The organism is Pseudofrankia sp. EUN1h, from assembly GCF_001854645.1.
Taxonomy (GTDB): Bacteria; Actinomycetota; Actinomycetes; order Frankiales; family Frankiaceae; genus Pseudofrankia; species Pseudofrankia saprophytica.
On the sequence record NZ_MBLN01000045.1, the window covers coordinates 209,298 to 226,571 of the forward strand.

The 17,274-nt window shown below is 72.8% G+C and carries 17 protein-coding genes; 4 read left to right on the forward strand and 13 right to left on the reverse strand.

Annotated features, from left to right (window positions below):
- Positions 1–51 precede the first annotated feature (51 nt).
- From BCD49_RS11940 to BCD49_RS11950, 3 genes are all read right to left on the reverse strand, one after another.
- Positions 52–3,726, reverse strand: coding sequence for a chromosome segregation SMC family protein (locus BCD49_RS11940; RefSeq protein ID WP_071041480.1), 3,675 nt, complete (start codon positions 3,724–3,726; stop codon positions 52–54).
- Positions 3,727–4,749: 1,023 nt separating this feature from the next.
- Entirely contained in the window at positions 4,750–4,944 is a 195-nt protein-coding gene (locus BCD49_RS11945; RefSeq protein WP_007516676.1) for a hypothetical protein, read from the reverse strand.
- Between the two features lie 315 nt (positions 4,945–5,259).
- Complete coding sequence (locus BCD49_RS11950) at positions 5,260–5,538, reverse strand: acylphosphatase (protein ID WP_083401402.1); 279 nt, start codon at positions 5,536–5,538, stop codon at positions 5,260–5,262.
- Between the two features lie 190 nt (positions 5,539–5,728).
- On the opposite strand from BCD49_RS11950, the gene BCD49_RS11955 reads away from it, so the two are divergent.
- Positions 5,729–5,968 carry a hypothetical protein gene (locus BCD49_RS11955; RefSeq protein WP_007516672.1) on the forward strand — a complete coding sequence of 80 codons (240 nt, stop codon included), beginning with the start codon at positions 5,729–5,731 and terminating at the stop codon, positions 5,966–5,968.
- Positions 5,969–6,039: 71 nt separating this feature from the next.
- On the opposite strand, the gene BCD49_RS11960 is transcribed toward BCD49_RS11955, so the two are convergent.
- The 9 genes from BCD49_RS11960 to BCD49_RS12000 form a co-directional block, all read right to left on the reverse strand.
- A complete protein-coding gene (locus BCD49_RS11960) occupies positions 6,040–6,783 on the reverse strand; it encodes a DUF2786 domain-containing protein (RefSeq protein ID WP_007516670.1) in 744 nt (247 codons plus the stop codon).
- A gap of 175 nt (positions 6,784–6,958) precedes the next feature.
- The gene (mutM, locus tag BCD49_RS11965) at positions 6,959–7,924 is read right to left on the reverse strand and encodes a bifunctional DNA-formamidopyrimidine glycosylase/DNA-(apurinic or apyrimidinic site) lyase (protein ID WP_007516668.1); all 966 of its coding nucleotides are present in this window, start codon (positions 7,922–7,924) and stop codon (positions 6,959–6,961) included.
- Between the two features lie 3 nt (positions 7,925–7,927).
- Positions 7,928–8,857 carry a ribonuclease III gene (gene rnc, locus BCD49_RS11970; protein WP_007516667.1) on the reverse strand — a complete coding sequence of 310 codons (930 nt, stop codon included), beginning with the start codon at positions 8,855–8,857 and terminating at the stop codon, positions 7,928–7,930.
- Complete coding sequence (locus tag BCD49_RS11975) at positions 8,854–9,879, reverse strand: phosphate starvation protein PhoH (protein WP_007516665.1); 1,026 nt, start codon at positions 9,877–9,879, stop codon at positions 8,854–8,856. The genes rnc and BCD49_RS11975 overlap by 4 nt, the downstream gene beginning before the upstream one ends.
- Before the next feature lie 7 nt (positions 9,880–9,886).
- A complete protein-coding gene (rpmF, locus tag BCD49_RS11980) occupies positions 9,887–10,057 on the reverse strand; it encodes a 50S ribosomal protein L32 (RefSeq protein ID WP_007516664.1) in 171 nt (56 codons plus the stop codon).
- The gene (locus tag BCD49_RS11985) at positions 10,057–10,662 is read right to left on the reverse strand and encodes a YceD family protein (protein ID WP_007516662.1); all 606 of its coding nucleotides are present in this window, start codon (positions 10,660–10,662) and stop codon (positions 10,057–10,059) included. The genes rpmF and BCD49_RS11985 overlap by 1 nt, the downstream gene beginning before the upstream one ends.
- 264 nt (positions 10,663–10,926) lie before the next feature.
- Positions 10,927–11,409 carry a pantetheine-phosphate adenylyltransferase gene (gene coaD / locus BCD49_RS11990; RefSeq protein WP_071041482.1) on the reverse strand — a complete coding sequence of 161 codons (483 nt, stop codon included), beginning with the start codon at positions 11,407–11,409 and terminating at the stop codon, positions 10,927–10,929.
- Positions 11,406–11,963: a 16S rRNA (guanine(966)-N(2))-methyltransferase RsmD gene (gene rsmD, locus BCD49_RS11995; RefSeq protein WP_071041483.1), complete on the reverse strand. Its 558-nt coding sequence runs from the start codon at positions 11,961–11,963 to the stop codon at positions 11,406–11,408. The genes coaD and rsmD overlap by 4 nt, the downstream gene beginning before the upstream one ends.
- Positions 11,964–12,093: 130 nt before the next feature.
- Positions 12,094–14,469 (reverse strand): helicase-related protein, encoded by a 2,376-nt coding sequence (locus BCD49_RS12000; protein WP_007516657.1) that lies wholly within the window; start codon positions 14,467–14,469, stop codon positions 12,094–12,096.
- A gap of 101 nt (positions 14,470–14,570) precedes the next feature.
- Here BCD49_RS12000 and rpmB point away from each other — a divergent pair, with 101 nt between their 5' ends.
- Both rpmB and BCD49_RS12010 read left to right on the forward strand, forming a co-directional pair.
- Positions 14,571–14,759: a 50S ribosomal protein L28 gene (gene rpmB / locus BCD49_RS12005; protein ID WP_007516655.1), complete on the forward strand. Its 189-nt coding sequence runs from the start codon at positions 14,571–14,573 to the stop codon at positions 14,757–14,759.
- A 435-nt stretch (positions 14,760–15,194) separates the two neighbouring features.
- A complete protein-coding gene (locus tag BCD49_RS12010) occupies positions 15,195–15,644 on the forward strand; it encodes an SCP2 sterol-binding domain-containing protein (RefSeq protein WP_007516653.1) in 450 nt (149 codons plus the stop codon).
- A gap of 64 nt (positions 15,645–15,708) precedes the next feature.
- Here the strand turns inward: BCD49_RS12010 and thiD are convergent, their stop codons facing one another.
- Positions 15,709–16,629, reverse strand: coding sequence for a bifunctional hydroxymethylpyrimidine kinase/phosphomethylpyrimidine kinase (gene thiD, locus BCD49_RS12015; RefSeq protein ID WP_241832307.1), 921 nt, complete (start codon positions 16,627–16,629; stop codon positions 15,709–15,711).
- A 408-nt stretch (positions 16,630–17,037) separates the two neighbouring features.
- Here thiD and BCD49_RS12020 point away from each other — a divergent pair, with 408 nt between their 5' ends.
- A complete protein-coding gene (locus tag BCD49_RS12020) occupies positions 17,038–17,271 on the forward strand; it encodes an Lrp/AsnC family transcriptional regulator (RefSeq protein WP_007516650.1) in 234 nt (77 codons plus the stop codon).
- Positions 17,272–17,274 lie beyond the last annotated feature (3 nt).

The window sequence follows — 17,274 nt, forward strand, 5'->3', positions numbered from 1 at the left end:
CCAGCCCCGGCCRGCCGAGGTCACCCCGCCCGCGCCCCACGCCCGAAGCGCCTATGCGGAGGCCCGCTCGCGCAGCCGCTGACTGATCACCGTGGTCACGCCGTCACCGCGCATCGACACGCCGTACAACGCGTCGGCGATCTCCATCGTGCGCTTCTGGTGGGTGATGATGATCAGCTGCGACTTCTGCCTTAGCCCCTCGACGGCGTTCAGCAGCCGGCCGAGGTTGCGGTCGTCGAGCGCCGCCTCCACCTCGTCGAGGACGTAGAACGGCGACGGGCGGGCCCGGAAGATCGCCAGCAGCATCGCGAGCGCGGTCAGCGAGCGCTCGCCGCCCGACAGCAGCGACAGCCGCTTGACCTTCTTGCCAGGCGGCCGGGCCTCCACCTCGATCCCGGTCGTGAGCATGTCCTCGGGGTCGGTGAGCACGAGCCGGCCCTCGCCGCCGGGAAACAGCGTGTCGAAGACGATCTCGAACTCGCGGGCGGTGTCCTGGAACGCGGCGGCGAAGACCTCACGGACCCGCGAGTCGACCTCCTCGACGACGAGCAACAGGTCACGCCGGGTGTTCTTGATGTCGTCGAGCTGCGCGGACAGGAAGGCGGCCCGCTCCTGCAGGGCCTCGAACTCCTCGAGCGCGAGCGGGTTGATCTTCCCGAGCCGGACCAGCTGCTTCTCCGCGCCTGCGAGCCTCGCGGTCTGCTCGGCGCGGTCGAAGGGCCGCTCCTTGCCACCCTCCTCATCCGGGGGTACCGGCAGCGTGGGGCCGTATTCGGCGACCAGGTCGTCGGCGGCGATGCCGTGCTCCTCCAGCGCCTTGGCCTCGAGCGCCTCGGATCGCAGCCGCTTGGTCTCCCGCGCCAGCTCGTCCCGGTGCGCCTCGTCGCGCAGCGCGGACAGGGCCGCCGCGTAGGCGCGCACCCGGTCACGCACGCCGGCGAGCTCGGTGTCGGTCGCCCGGCGGGCGGTGTCCGCCTGCTCCCGCTCGGCCGCGGCGGCGGCCAGCGACGTCTCGCACGCGGCGAGCGCCTCGTCGGCCGCGACCGCGACGGCGGCGGCGATCTTCGCCTGGCGCTCGCGCAGCGCCCGGGTACGGGCGGCCGCCGCGCGGGCCGAGCGCTCCTGAGCGGCCTGGCGCAGCAGGGCGTCGGCCCGGCCGGCGAGCCCCCGGGCGCGCTCCTCGCTGGTACGCACCGCGAGCCTGGCCTCGACCTCCTCGCCCCGGACGGCGGAGGTGGCCGCGACGAGCCGGTCGCGCTCCTCGGCGGGCCGCTCGTCGACGTCCAGCTCGTCGTCGCTCGCCGCGAGCGCCGCCTCGAGCTCGGCGAGCGCGYCGTAGGCCTGGTCGCGCGTCGCCTCCGCGGCGAGCCGGCCGCGTTCCAGCCGGTTGATCTCCCCGGCGACGGAGCCCCGGCCCCGGTCCAGCTGGGCGAGCTGGTCGGTCAGCGCCCGGTGGCGGGCGCCTGCGGCGGAGCGGTCGGCGTTGGCCGCGTCGATCGCGGCCCTGGTCCTCGCGACCTCCTCGCGGGCGGGCTCCATCGCGGTACGGGACGCCTCGGCCCGCGCCTCGGCGGCGGCCATCGCGGCGGCGGCCTCCTCCGCGGCGGCGGCCAGCTCCAGCAGCGAGGGCGCGTGCGCGCTGCCGCCGACCGCGGCCGGCGGTCCGAGGGTGTCGCCGTCACGGGTCACCAGCCGCAGACCCGGGCGAGCCGCGGCGAGCTTGGCCGCGCTTGGCAGGTCGTCGACGACCACCACCCCGCCGAGAATGGCGGCGACGGCCGGGGCGAACCGCTGGTCGACGACCCGGACGAGCTCCAGCGCCGGAACGGCCCCGCCGGGCAGGCCTTCGGTCAGCTCGGCCGCCGCCGGCGCGACCGGTGGCGGCGGGAACGCCGGCACGAAGGCGGCCCGGCCGGCCTCGGCGGTGCGCAGCCAGTCCAGGGCGGCGACCACGTCGTCGACGGACCCGACCGCGAGCGCGTCGGCGGCCGGCCCCAGGGCGGCGGCGATCGCCACCTCTGCGCCCGGGGTGACCGCGAGGATGTTCACCAGCCGCCCGACGACCTGGATCGGGGTCCGCGGCGGATCGGGCACCCGGGCGGCCTCCGCCAGCCGGCCCTGCTTGCCCTTGCCCGCAGGCTTGCCCCCACCGGCTCGCCCGCCGCCCGCGGACTCCCGCTCGTCCGGAGCTGGACCCTCACCGGTGGCCGTGAGCAGCGCGGCGGCGCCGTCGGCCGGGGCCAGCGAAAGCGAGAGCGCCTCCCGGCGGGCGGCGGCCGACGCACGGTCCCGGTCGGCGCCGCGCTCCTGGGTCCGCAGCGCCTCCAGCCGCTCGGTCGCGGCGGCGTGCAGAGTGACGGCCGACTCGTGCCGGCTGGCCAGCTCGTCGCGTTCCGTCTCGATCCTGGCGAGCTCGGTGTCCAGCGCCTCGCGCGAGCCGCTGGCCTCGGCGTCCCGGGCCTGGGCGGCGTCGAGCGCCTCGGTGAGCCGAACGATGTCGGCCTCCGCCGCCGCGGCCCGGGAGCGGGCCGTCTCGACCTTGCCCGCGAGCCGGGCCATGCTCTCCCGCCGGGCCGCGGCGGCGCGGCTCGCGGTGAGCAGCGCCTGCTCCTCGGCGGCGAGGGCAGCCTCCAGCTCGGCGCGCCGGCTGGTCACCTCGGTCAGCGTGTCCCGGTCGCGCTCCAGGCGGGCCTGCAGCGCGGCCTCCCGCTCGTGGACGGCCGCCGCCTCCTGCTCCAGCTCCTCGGGGTCGCGCCCGCCCCGGGTGGCCTGCGCGCCAGCACGCAGCAGCCTGGAGCGCTCGGTGGCCAGCTGGCCGGTGCCCCGCAGCCGCTCACGCACCGACGACAGGGCGTACCAGGTCTCCTGGGCCGCGGCGGCGCGAGGGACGATCCTGGCGAGCTCGGCCTCCAGCGCCTGCTCCCGCTCGGCGGCGGCGGCGTGGGCGGCCTCGGTCTCGGCGAGCCTGGCCCGGACGGTCTCCTCGTCGGCGATGTCGGCGGCGAGCTCCGTCCGCGCGGTGACCAGGTCGTCGGCGAGCAGCCGCAGCCGCGCGTCGCGCAACGTCGCCTGGATGACGCCAGCCTTGCGAGCGATCTCCGCCTGCCGGCCCAGCGGGCCGAGCTGGCGGCGCAGCTCGGCGGACAGGTCGGTCAGCCGGGTGAGGTTGGCCGCCATCGCCTCCAGCTTGCGAAGCGCCTTCTCCTTGCGCTTGCGGTGCTTGAGGACACCCGCGGCCTCCTCGATGAACGCCCGCCGCTCTTCGGGGCTCGCGTGCAGCACCGCGTCCAGCTGGCCCTGGCCGACGATCACGTGCAGCTCGCGGCCGATCCCGGAGTCACTCATGAGCTCCTGGATGTCCAGCAGGCGGCAGGAGGTGCCGTTGATCGTGTACTCGCTCTGGCCGCTGCGGAACATCAGCCGCCCGACCGTGACCTCGCTGTACTCGATGGGCAGCGCGCCGTCGGAGTTGTCGATCGTCAGCAGCACCTCGGCGCGGCCCAGCGGCGGCCGCGACGGCGTCCCGGCGAAGATGACGTCGGACATCGTGCCGCCGCGCAGCGCCTTCGCGCCCTGCTCGCCGAGCACCCAGGCCATCGCGTCGACGACGTTGCTCTTGCCCGAGCCGTTGGGCCCGACGACACAGGTGATCCCCGGCTCGAGGCGCAGCGTGGTCGAGCTCGCGAAGGACTTGAAGCCCCGCAGTGTCAGGCTCTTGAGGTACACCGGTCTCCGCAGCGATGGGGCGGTCGTGGTCGGGCGCGAAGGTCACCCTCCGGATGAGCGTCGCGGTGCGCGGGGAACGACCAGACGAGCTCCCCCGCGGCCGGCCGCCGATCAGGGCCGCCGACCAGGGATCGTGGGCGCCGCCGCCGGCCCGTCTCCGGGCCGCCGCCCACGATATCCGCCAACTCACTGTCACGAAAAGGACACGCCACTGCGTGCCTGGTGTGGCCAGAACGCGATAGTCTGCCACGCACCACCACGGCCACGCCGGGACACCAAGATCCGTAGATCACGGACATCTGGATCCCACGTGGTCACCAACCGAGACGCCCCCGCCCGGCTGACCCGCCGGCGACCCGGCTGACCCGGCAGAGCCCGCCGAATTGACCAGGATCCCGTCCCCGGGATTGTGGATCAGGTGGGTATACATGGTTGGAACAACAGGAGTATGGGCCCGCGACGAGGGCAGCACTGACCCAGGGCTGCCAACCCGCCTGGCGACGCACCTCAGTGGCCCACGACGCGAAGGCGGGCACTCAAGCCCGAAAGGCCCACCGAGGCCGCGGCGCGGCGGCAACAGCCGCGAACGCCCGCGAAACCGGCGGATGTGCACCGAACCCTGTCGACATATCGCTGGGGAGGCTCACAAGGAGACCACTCCCAAAACGACAGCCACCAGGCAGGCTTAAGACCGAGACGGTGAACGGGATGGACAACTCCAGACCCGCCCACTCGCCCAGCCGCGGAACCGTCAAGGCATGGACGAACGGGTACCGGTGGATCCGATCCGAAGATCGGTTTCGGGCACCCGGAACGTCGCTCGAGGGCTCTACCGGGAAGATTGCCGGACCGCGGGCAGCCAGGCCGGGAGGCATCCGGGTGCTCAAGGATCCTTCAGTGATCCAAGAACAGACCCGAGTGACAGGCCGACCAAAGCACGACATCGGGGGTTCCAGGGAGCCATCCCTGGACAGACGTCTGACCCGAAGCCCGACGAGCCGCCCCCAGAGGGCGGCTAACAGGTCAGGTCAGGGCCGGCTCGACGTCCAGCTCACGGACGTCCTCCGGAACGTCGACGCCGACGAGCGCGTCATTGACGGCACGACTCCGAGCAAGCTCAGCCTCGAGCTCGGCTACGCGAGCGCGCAGCCGACGTACCTCGTACGAGAGCCGGAGGTCGTTGCCGGAACCGACGTGGCCGAAAAGGGCCTTCGCCATGGTGATGGTCCTCCACGATGAGTGACCTTGCGGGGTGCTGGGCGCGACAAAGCCGGGACGAAGCTGCTGAAGCCGTCCCATCCAACCACTGGTATAGCTCCAGCCGCTGGTTCACCMCGGCCGATGCACACGACCTTGCGTCGCACACGTAGGCGGAGTGCGCCCCAAAGAATGACCTAAGCCTCCCACACCCAGTCACCGAAAGTCAAGAGCATGCCACATGGGACGGCATCCGTCCCTAGAACTCGGGAATCTTGAGCCTCGATTCGACCTAACCGTCAGGCCTGTCTGTCCAGGTCAACGGGGCGACGAGGCTCAGCGACGCACAAACCCAGCCAGGCCGCCGACCACGGGGCCGATCATGTGTTCTACCCGATCGGTCCGCCCGGGGGTGTGGCCGGTTACAAGGAGTTCCAGCAGCGCGTCACAGGCCTCCGGCGGCCCTTCGGCCACGACGTCGACTCCGCCGTCCACGCGGTTGGTCGCCGAGCCCACCAGACCGAGACGACGGCCCTTCGTGYGCACGTAGTCCCGGAAGCCGACACCCTGCACCACGCCGAACACGGAGGCCGTCAGCCGCACGGGCGAGCCCACGGCCACCGTCTCCCGGGACTGCTCACCAGCTGTGTTCGCTGGTCCACCCGGCTGAACCGGCGGCCGCTTCTGAGGAAGGTCATTCATCGGCACGGTAGGCTACTGAGCCATCGTGAACACGACATCTCTCCTCCTCAGCAGCCTGATCCGGCGCGGCGCGCGGCCCGCCCGACCAGGCCGACGAGCCGCCATGGCGGCCGTCACCGTCGGAGCCCTCAGCGGCTCGCTGTTGCTGGCCGGCTGTGGCCAGAACTTCCAGCAGGACGGCGGCTCCGTGCCGGTGCCGCGCGCCACGATCGTGGATGGGCCCAGCGCGACCCCGTTCGGCAACGTGAGCGCCGTACCCGCGCCCACCGACGGTTACGCGCCTCCGCACACAGCCGGCCCGACCCAGACCGCCGCCCCGAACCTCCCGGGCGGCAAGCTCTAAGAACTCCGGCTTCGGAGAAACCTCGCGCCGGATCCAGGTGGAGTGAGCGCCGGCTCGGGGCGAGCCTCGCCTCAGTCAAGGGCACGACGGGCGGTCGGCGTCTCGACCCGGCGCTGGGTGTCGAGGTCGGCACGCTGGCCGGCGGCGTAGCCGGCACGCCCGCCGGAGCCGGACAACTGACGTCCCCGGGCCGCCCGCAGGTGCGGGTAGACGCTCGACAGGTGCGCCTCGACCCGGTCGGAACGGTCGGCGAGGACGAGGGCCACCGAGGCCCCGGTACCGGACTCGCCGGTCGCCGGCTCGGCCGCGGCCCTCGCGGCCTGTTCCGCGACGGTCAGCCGCTGCTGTACGGCGACCGCGAACCCCGCCATCCAGGACCGGCGAAACGCCCGCGGGTCCTCCCAGGACGGCGGCACGGCCACCGCGATCCCATGCGCCTGCTGGACGAGCAGCGAGGTGAACAGCAGCTGGGCCCGGGTGAGATCGGCCTCCATGCCGAACAGGTGCGCCGTGTGACCTGTRCCTCCCTTTCCCCGCTCCGTGCGGTGCACCAGTCGGCAGCCCAACGGCACGACGATGCTGGCCAGAAGAGTGATCTTGTCCCGGGCGTACGGCGGGTGGATGTCGAGCGCCAGGTCGGCGGCGGCGACCTTGCCAGGCCCGGCCTCCTCGAGCAGCGCGCGGTCGATGCCGTACTGGGCGATCAGCTCGGCGGCCTTGGCGTTGTAGGTCTCCCTGGCGGCGTCRGTCAGCCCTTCGGACTCGGCCATCGCGAGCAGCTTGCGTACCCGTCCCAGCAGGGCGTCCGAGTTCATGGGTCGTCTCCTTCGTCACCGCGCAGCGAGGACGGCGCACCTGGTCAGCGCCCAGTGTGGGTGCAGACACGACCCTAGGGACGTCGGGGGGTGCACCCCCCGAATCGACACCCCGCCGCGGCGAGYAGCCGTGCCCGGGGGCAGCTGTGCCCGGCGGCCTACCCCTCCCGACGGCCTACCAGCGACCGCCGCGGGGGCGCGGCTGACAGGTGGGGCAGCTGAAGCTGGACCTGTTCATGAACGCGTCGCGGCGGATCTGGCTCGCGCACCGCCGGCACGGCTCCCCTTCGCGGCCATAGGCGGCGAGCTCCCGCTCGAACAGTCCGCTGACGCCCTCGGTGGAGACATAGAGCCGGTCGAACGACGTGCCCCCCGCCGCGAGGGCCGAGGTCAGCACGGCGCGCACCTCGGCGAGCAGGCCGACGGCTTCGGGCCGCCGCAGGGTCTCGGTCGCCCTGGCATAGTGCAGCCTCGCGCCCCACAGCGCCTCGTCGGCGTAGATGTTGCCGATACCGCTGACCAGCCGCTGGTCGAGCAGCGCCCGCTTGAGGCCGGTGCGGCGGGCCGCGAGCCCGGCCACGAAGGCGTCGTCGTCGAACAGCGGATCCATCGGGTCACGGGCGATGTGGGCGATCGGGGCGGGCAGCGACGCTCCTCCCAGCGCGATCGCCATCCCCCCGAAGGTGCGCTGGTCCACGAACCGGAGCTCGCGCCCGCCGTCGGTGAAGGTGAAGCGGATCCGCAGATGGGTCTGGTCCGGCGTGCTGGGCGGCACGACGAGCAGTTGACCGCTCATGCCGAGGTGCCCGAGCAGGGCGTCCCCGTCGCCGGCCGGCAGGGGCGGCAGGGGCGGGACGAGCGATGCCTCGGGCACGCCCGACCTGTCCGGCGGTGTGTCCGGAAGATTCTCCAGCGGCGTGTCCAGGCCGTCTGGAGCCGCGAGCGCCAGCCAGAGGTACTTGCCCCGGCGACGCGCGGCGGTGACCGTCTGGCCGGTGAGCGCCGCCTCGAAGTCGGCGGTGCCGGCCACGTGCCGGCGCACGGCCCGCGGGTGCAGCACACTGACCTTCGCGATCGTGCGGCCGACCACGCCGCGCTCCAGACCGCGCCGCACCACCTCGACCTCAGGCAGCTCCGGCATGGCTCAGCCCGGCTCCGCCGCGGACGCGGGCGCCGCGGCCTCGGCCGAGGCTCCGGCCGGCGTGAGCCCGTCCAGGCCCGTTGCCCCGTCGCCCTCGACGCCGGCCGCTCGCGACGGCGGGTCCACGACACCGGCCACCGGTACGGCCGGGGAAGGGTCTACCGGGGACGGGTCCGCCGGGGCGCCTCCGGCCGGGGTGCCCGAGGCCGCGGCGGCGGCCGAGGTGAGGCCCTGAAGGGCGACGAACGCGTGCTCGGCCGCTCGCTGCTCGGCCTCCTTCTTGCTGCCGCCCTCGCCCTCGCCGTAGATCCGGTCGGAGATGCGGGCCCGCGCCCGGAACCGCTTGGCGTGGTCCGGGCCGGAGTCGGTGACCACGTAGTCGGGCGGGCCCATCCCCAGCTCCGCGGTGCGCTCCTGCAACGAGGTCTTCCAGTCGAGGCCCGCCCCGCGGCCGGCCGCCTCGTCGAGCAGCGGGTCGAAGTAGCGGTGCACGAAGGCGGAGGCGATCTCGAGCCCGAGCTCCTCGTAGACCGCGCCGATGAGCGCCTCGAGCGTGTCGGCGAGGATGCTCGGCTTGTCCCGGCCGCCCGTGGTCTCCTCGCCCTTGCCGAGCAGCAGGTAGGGACCGATCCCCACGGATCCGATGTCGCGGGCCACGGCCGCGAGTGCCCGCATGTTCACCACCGAGGCGCGTTGCTTGGCGAGCGCGCCCTCGGCGAGGTCTGGATGGCGCCGGTACAGCGCGTCGGTGACGACCAGCTGGAGCACGGCGTCACCGAGGAACTCCAGCCGCTCGTTGGTCGGCAGGTTGCCGTTCTCGTAGGCGTACGACCGATGGGTGAGCGCCCTGTCGAGCAGATCGGGGTCGATGCGCAGGCCAAGCGCGGCAAGCAGATCCTCGCGGGCCTGAGGGACCGACGCGCCCCGGCTCACAGGGACAGCCCCGCGATCGCTCTGCGCCGGGCGATCAGCCGGACGAGCTCGGCGCGGATCTGGGCGACGAGCCCCCCGCGCCACACCGTCGCCGCCGTCGCGAGCGCGGCCGGGATGCCGGTGGAGAGGTCGTCGGGACCGCCGACGGGATCGCCCGCCCGCACCGCGACGCCGTCCACTCCCAGCACGATCGTTCCCCCTTGCAGATCCGGGCCGGCCGGGCTGCGCCAGGCTGGGTCGAGACTCGCCTGCGCGTCCGGAACGGTCGTCGGCACCGCCGCCCTGACCGCCCGCAGGCAGGCCAGCACGACGTCACCGGTGAACCCGTCCGTCACGACGACGTCGGGGCCTTTGCCGGCGGACCGGCCCGCATGGACCAGCGCACCGGCGTCCACCTGGCCGACGTAGTCGACGCCGAGCGTGCCGAGCAGCTCGTGTGCCGCCCGGCGCATCGTGTCCGGCAGCGCGGGGCGGGCGGTGAGCAGGCCGACCCCCGGCTCACCGGAACCGGCGCGGACCCGGGCGTACGCCGCACCGGCGAGCGCGAACTGGGCAAGGTCGTCCGCGGCGACGTCGACCGAGGCGCCGGCGTCACACAGCACGACGCCGGGCGCGCGGCCGACGTCCACGACGGCCGCCAGCGACGCCCTGGTGGCGCCGGGCAGCAGACCGAACGTGAACAGCGCCGCCGCCGCGACCGCCTCGGGCGGCGCGACGGAGACCATCGCGTCGGCACGGCCGTCACGGACGAGCCGGGCGGCCACCCGTACGCCGCTGTCCCGCCGGGCCCGCACGTCGCGAACGGCGTCGGCGCCGGCCGGGATGCCGCGCGCGGCGGTCACCAGGTGGACGCGTTCCCCGGTCACGATGCCGCGGCCGGCGAGATCTTCCGCCGTCCGGCCTGGTGGGACGACGAGCGTGACCACCAGCTCCGGATCGGCGTCCAGCGCGGCAGGCAGGGCGTCCAGCACCGACTCAGGCGGGACGCCCTCTCCGAGGAGGTCTACGGCGACGCGGGTCACGTCGAGATCAGACGTCGAGCACCTGTCGGTCGTTGTACCGGCCGCAGGTCGGGCAGGCGTTGTGCTGCCGGACCACGTGCCCGCGCGGGCAGCGGGACAACGCCGGAAGCGTCGCCTTCCACTGCGACCGCCGAGACCGGGTGTTGCTGCGCGACATCCGCCGCTTGGGGACGGCCACTAGTCCTTCTCCTTCGTTTCCCGCCCGGCGACATCGCCGGCGGATCCAGCTTCGGTCAAGGCCGACAGCGCGGCCCACCGGGGGTCGGCACCGTCGTGGGAGTGGTCCGGGTCGACGTCGTCCAGCCGCACGCCGCAGTCGACGCACAGACCGGAGCAGTCGGGATCGCACAACGGCGAGAGCGGCAGGTCGAGGACCAGGGCGTCCCGCACGACCGGCGCGAGGTCGACGTGGTCGTCCACGACCGCGAGCACGTCCTCGTCCTCCTCGTCGATCTCGGTGGCCCGGTCGGGGTAGTAGAACAGCTCGCGCAGCTCGACGGAGACGTGGTCGTGCACCTCGTCGAGGCAACGGGAGCACTCACCGACAAGGTCGGCCGAGGCCGTCCCGCTGACCAGCACGCCCTCGTGGACCGACTCGAGCCGGAGGTCCAGCTCGACCGGCCCGCCCGTCGGCACCCGCAGCATCGGGGTGCCCAGTCCGTCCGGCGCCAGCACCGTCCTGACGACAGGCTTCATCGTCCCCGGCCGACGGCCCAGCTCGCGGGTGTCGAGCACGAAGGGACCGCGCGGGGTCTGGCGGCGGGGACGGTGATGTCCGGTCATAGCTTGTCCGGTCATGGCTGCGGGGGTCACGGAATCTCGTCGAGGTGATCTTGATAGGACATGGCTCGGCGGCCCGGGCCGTCGTGTCCAGTGGTGCTCTCGCGGCACGGGCGCGCGACACGCGCACGCGGTAGGCCGAAGGGCACCCGGACGCCGTCGGCTCCAGGCACAGACGACCAGCCTATCCGATCCCCGCGACCAACCCCTCGCCCCAGCCTGATCAGGGTTGGCACAGCCTGATCAGGGTTGGCACCCACCCCGCCCTCAGAGCCGCTCGCGCAGGTGCTTGAGGAYGACGTCGGGGACCAGGCCAGTGACGTCACCGCCGTAGCGCGCGACCTCCTTGACGAGGCTGGAGGACAGGAACGCGTACTGCGGATTGGTACTCATGAAGAGCGTCTCGACGCCGGCCAGCCGGTTGTTCATCTGCGCCATCTGCAACTCGTAGTCGAAGTCGCTCACCGCACGAAGGCCCTTGACGATCGACGAGATACCGCGAGCTCGACAGAAGTCGACCAACAGCCCGTGCGACGCCTCGACAACGACGTTGGAGACCCCCTGCGGATGCTCCCGGGCCGCCTCGCGGATGAGTTCCATCCGCTCCTCCACCGTGAACAGGGTGGATTTCGTCTTGTTGATCAGAACTGCGACGACGACCTCGTCAAAGAGCTTGCTCGCCCGCATGACGATGTCGAGATGGCCGTTCGTGATCGGGTCGAATGAACCAGGACAGACAGCCCTCCTCATGATCGACAACCGTACCAGAGGACCGCCTCTCCGTACCCCCTCGAACGGACCTCGACCAGCCCGTYCGGCCACGCCGGCGGCGGCGAGCGGCGGGCCCGTTCGACCACACAGACACCGTCCTTATCCAGCCAGCGCTGATCAACGAGCCGATGAAGCACATCGGCCAGCCGAACGTCAGCGAGTGCATACGGAGGGTCTAGAAAAACCACGTCGTAGGGCTGCCCGACAGTGGTGTCCACCACACGTTCGACGGCACCCACGACGACTTCGGCGCCGGTGAGGCCCAGCTCGGCGGCGTTGCGCCGCGCGACCCGTGCCGCGGCCGGGTCACGCTCGACGAGCAGGGCGTGCGCGGCGCCCCGCGACAACGCCTCCAGGCCGACCGCCCCGCTGCCCGCGTACAGGTCGGCGACCCGGGCACCCGACAGGTCGACGAGGGTCGTCAGCGAGTTGAAGAGCCCCTCCCGCGCCCGGTCCGAGGTGGGTCTGGTTCCCGTTCCCGGCGGCACGGCGAGCCGGCGCCCACCCGCGACCCCGCCCACGATCCGCGTCATTCATCCCCCCGACCGACACTCTGGGTCTAGCGATATCTGAGGGCCTCCGGCCACGCGAGGCTTCGCCATCGTCGCCGCAGGGGTCCCCGAAGGTCGGCGCCAGCCGATCTTCCGGGGGAGCGACTTTGGTCTAGCCCTTCTCGAGGTACTCGACCGGCCGGTCGTCCAGGGCCAGCAGGACGCGGCGGGCCAGGGCCGGGTGGGAGGACAGGTCCGGGTCGGTGTCGACCACGCGGCCCGCCTCCTCCCTGGCGTCCAGGATCAGCCGCTCGTCCTTGAGCAACTCCAGCAGGCGCACCGAGCGGCCGCGGCCCGACTGGCTCGCGCCCAGCACGTCGCCCTCACGGCGCTGGCCGAGGTCGAGGCGGGCGAGCTCGGCGCCGTCGGTGGTCGCCGCGACGTTCGCGAGCCGCTGGGTGGCCGGCGTGTCGCCGCCGACCTCGGTGTGCAGCAGGCAGACGCCGGCGGCCTGCCCACGCCCGACCCGGCCGCGAAGCTGGTGGAGCTGGGAGACGCCGAACCGGTCGGCGTCCAGGATGGCGATCACCGTCGCGTTGGGGACGTCCACGCCCACCTCGATCACGGTCGTCGCGACCAGCACGTCGACCTCGCCGGCCGCGAACCTGGTCATCACCGCGTCCTTGGCGTCCGCAGGCAGCCGGCCRTGCAGCGCGGCGACCCGAAGGCCCGCGAGYGGCCCCTCGGCGAGCCAGGGCAGCAGCTCCTCGACCCCGACGCCGGCGAGCGAGCCGGTTCCGTCGCCGAAGCCGGGTCGCCCGGCCTCCGCCTCGTCCTCGGGCAGGTCCTCGTCGTCCGCCGAGCCGCCCGCGACGGTGCTGATCCGCGGGCACACGACGTATGCCTGGTGGCCGGCGGCGACCTCGTCCCGGATACGGCCCCAGATCCGGCCCCGCCAGCTCGGATGCTCGGCCCCGTTCACGACGAACGTGCCGATCGGCGACCGGCCGGCGGGCAGCTCGGTGAGCGTGGAGACCTCCAGATCGCCGAACACGGTCATCGCGACGGTCCGCGGGATCGGCGTCGCCGTCATCACGAGGACGTGCGGCGGGTCGGTGGCGCGGGCGCGCAGCGCGTCCCGCTGCTCGACGCCGAACCGGTGCTGCTCGTCCACGACGACCAGCCCCAGATCCCGGAACGCCACCCCCTCGTGCAGCAGGGCGTGCGTGCCGATGACCAGGCCGGCGCTCCCGTCGGCGGCGGCGGCCAGCGCCTCGCGTTTCGCGCGCGCGCCGAGCGAGCCCGTGACCAGTGCGACCTTGGTCGCCGGCGAGGTCTCATCCAGCTCGCCCGCTCGCCCGAAGCCGCCCAGCAGGGCGCGGACGCCCCGGTGGTGCTGGACGGCGAGGGTCTCGGTCGGTGCGAGCAGGGCGGCCTGGCCACCGGCGTCGACGACGGCGAGCATCGCTCTCAGCGCGACCACGGTCTTGCCCGACCCGACCTCGCCCATCAGCAGCCGGTGCATCGGGACGGGACGCGCGAGCTCGCCGGCGATGGTCGCTCCGACGCCGCGCTGGCCGTCGGTCAGCGCGAACGGCAGCTGGCCGTCGAACGCCGCGAGGATGCCGTCGGGACGGCCCCGACGGGCGACTGTCGCCATGGCCGAGATCGCCCGCCGGCGCTGGGCGAGGATCACCTGGAGCGTCAGCGCCTCATCCCACTTCAGCCGCCGGTGGGCGCGCTCGACGTCGCCCGTCGACTCCGGCTGGTGCACCAGCTCGTAGGCCTTGCGCAGGTCGACCAGGCGGTAGCGAGCCCGCAGGTCGGCCGGCAGCGGATCGGGCAGCTCGCCCAGGGTGTCGAGCAGGACCCGCACGCAGCGACCGATCGCCGGCGAGTTGACCTGCTCGGTGGCCGGGTAGATCGGCACCAGCGCCCTGGCCCACCTGTCCGGGTCGTCGCCCGGGCCGTCGTCGTCCTCCAGCGGGTGCGTCTCCGGGTTGACCATCTGCAGGCGCTGGTTGAACCGGTCGACCTTGCCGGAGAACACCGCCACCGAGCCGGCCGACAGCCGGCGGGCCGGCGACCTGGCCGGGTTGAAGTAGGTGACGGTCATCTGGGCGGTCCCGTCGGTCACGGTCAGGACCGCGTAGCGCCGTCCGGTGCGGGCCGTCTTGCTCTCGTTCCTCACGACGCGCGCGTGCACGGTGGAGACCTCGCCCTCGACGAGGTCGGCGAGGTTGGTCAGCTCCCCACGCCGGTGGTAGCGCCGCGGCAGGTGCTCGAGCAGGTCGGCGACGGTGACCAGCTCGAGCGGGCGCTCGCCCAGCCGCTTCGCGTCCTTCGCCGGCAGCAGGTGCCGCAGCGGGGTGTCCAGCTCGATCACATTCCCGATACTGCACCCGGACAGCGACAGTCCGGCGTCGCGTGCCACCCGGCCGCGCCGCGCGCGGACCGCGGCGCCCCGAGCCCCGGTCGCGCTGTCTCTGCGGTAGCCTTCAGTGAGCACCGCCGTGTCCGGGTTGTTTCGACGCCCGTCCGGCGCCATTCGTCCAGCGGCTCTGCCCGCGGTCAGGCGCCAACGGCGGGCCAGCGCGGCCGGAACCCCGGTCACGGCTTCAGCGACAACCTCTCGGCGGAGTGTTTCTCGTGTCTTCGGTGTGCGACGTCTGCGGCAAGGGACCGGGCTTCGGCATGTCGGTCTCCCACTCCCACCGGCGCACCCGGCGGCGCTGGAACCCCAACATCCAGACGGTGCACGCCCTCGTCGGGCGCACCCCCAAGCGTCTGAACGTGTGCACCTCGTGCATCAAGGCGGGCAAGGTGACCCGCGCGTAGGGCGCTCCCGTTGCCGGACGCTTCGCGCCCGCAACCGGGCGGCGCCTGTCGGGCGCTGAGCGCCCTCCCCACGTGGTTCCGGGCACTGGCATATACCGGTGGTAAGGCCTGGTTTCGGGCAGGCGAGGTGGCTGGCTTGACGCAGCGCTGAGGCGCTGTCACCTTTTGTGGCCGGGTTTGCGTATATAGCTCGTCAAGAGGCGCCGCGCAGGTGGCGCCTCTTTTCGCGCGCCGGGCGCCGGGCGTCCCGCCAGATCTCCTGATCGCCGGTTTCCCGGATCGCCGGCCCCACCGATCGCCGGACCGTGATCCGGGATGGCGACAACGGCTCACCACCGACCGGCGAGCGGGCGGTGCCCCTCGCGATCCGCCGGCCCGGTCGTGTTGATATGAGAGGGATCGTTTCTCGGACCCTCTTGTACCGGAGCCGCCGACATGCCCCAGACCTTGCCGGACCTGAACGCGCTCAGCCTCGAGCAACTGGTCTCCTACACCGCCGGGCTCTCCGACGCGGCACTCGAGGAGCTGATGAGCGGGCCGGAACGCTCCGCCCTCCTCGACGAGTACTTCGACCGGATGGCGAAGCAGGCCGACCCGAACAAGATCAAAGACCAGAACGCGGTGGTGCACTTCCACATCACCGATCGGCCGGGCGGCGGCTCGGACAACTACGAGATGGTCATCCGGGACGGCGCCTGCGTCATCAACCGCCAGCCCGTGGAGAACGCGAAGGTGACCGTCACCCTCGACGGCGTCCGCTTCATCAAGCTGATCAGCGGCACGGCCGACCCGACCAAGATGTTCCTGACCCGCAAGCTGAAGATCAGCGGCGACATGATCTTCGGTGGCAAGGTGCTCGGCTGGTTCGACATCCCCACCCCCTGATCCCGAGGCGTCCGGGCGCGCGAGGCTTCGGTACCGTCGCGCGCCYTCCGGCCCGAGCGGACTCCTACCTGGCCAGCCGGCGGGAAGGAGCGGCCGGGGGTGACGGCGGAACGGTCGGGGGCGACGGCGCCTCCCCCGTCGCGGGGGCGTCCGCCGTGGCGCGCCACCGCCAGCCGTGGTCGACCGGCCCGATCCCGGCCCCCAGAGCGAACCCGGTGCGCAACGCGCCGGTGACGTAGTCCTTGGCGGCCCGCGCCGCCGCCGGGACGTCGAGACCCATCGCGAGCCCGGCGGCGATCRCCGAGGCGAGCGTGCAGCCCGTCCCGTGGGTGTGCCGGTTGTCGGCGCGGTCGGCCCGAAGGACGATCTCGGTCGTCCCGTCGGTGAGCAGGTCGACGGCCTCGCCGGGGAGGTGCCCACCCTTCACGAGCACCCAGCGAGACCCGAGGCCCAGCATCGCCTCGGCGGCCCGCCACAGCCCGGCCTCGTCGCGCACCTGGACGCCGGTCAGCAGGGCCACCTCGTCCAGGTTCGGCGTCGTCACCGTGGCCAGTGGCAGGAGCAGGTCACGCAGCACCGACACGGCCGCAGGCTCCAGCAGCCGGTGGCCGTGCTTGGACACCCCGACCGGGTCGACGACGAGCGGCGCCGAAATCCCCCGCAGCTCCTCGGCGACCACCCGGACCAGCTCGGGTGTGGCCAGCATTCCGGTCTTGACCGCGTCGACGCCTATGTCGCCGACCACCGAGACGATCTGTGCCCGCACGGCCTCGGCCGGCAGTTCCCAGGCGCCCTGGACGCCGACCGAGTTCTGCGCGGTCACCGCCGTGACGGCCGTCATCCCGTGCACGCCGAACGCGGCGGCCGTCTTCAGGTCCGCCTGGATCCCGGCGCCGCCGCCGGAGTCGGAGCCCGCGATCGCGAGCACCCGCGGGGGCGCGGCCCTGGGCCCCTGAACGGCGGTGGCGGCCTCCGACGACCTCATCGCGATGCCCCGGAGGTGACCTCGCCGGTCACCGGCCATCCGGCTCCGCATGTATCGCTGGTCACATTTCCTCCGTCACCCGGTCACGGCCACGTTGTCATCCTGGCCGCTGGAACCGCGTCGCGCCGTCGCGCCAACCCGACGGTTCGCCCACATGAACCCACGTATGGCCTTGGCCAGACAAACGAGTGGTGGTATCAATCACAGATCGGGGGTCGTGATTGTTCCGCGGTGGTGGTGCCATCGCCCGGACCAAGGCCACTCAAGCCCTCCGGCGTCACGGAGACTCGCGCGTTCACAGCAGTTCCTTCGGCTGGGAGCCTCTCACGGAGGCCGATTGCCTGTTACCGTCTCTCGGCCCGTACTTCTCTACTCGACGGGCTGTCGACGTCCGACGAGGGAGCGTCTGTGGTTCACGCGTACATCCTTATCCAGACCGAGGTCGGCAAGTCCGCGTCGGTGGCCAAGGAGATCGAACAGATCCCCGGCGTCACGCAGGCGGAGGACGTCACCGGCCCGTACGACGTGATCGTGCGCGCGCAGGCGGGCTCGGTCGACGACCTGGGCAAGCTGGTGATGGCCCGGGTCCAGGCCGTCGAAGGAATCACCCGCACGCTGACCTGCCCGGTCGTGCATTTCTGACGA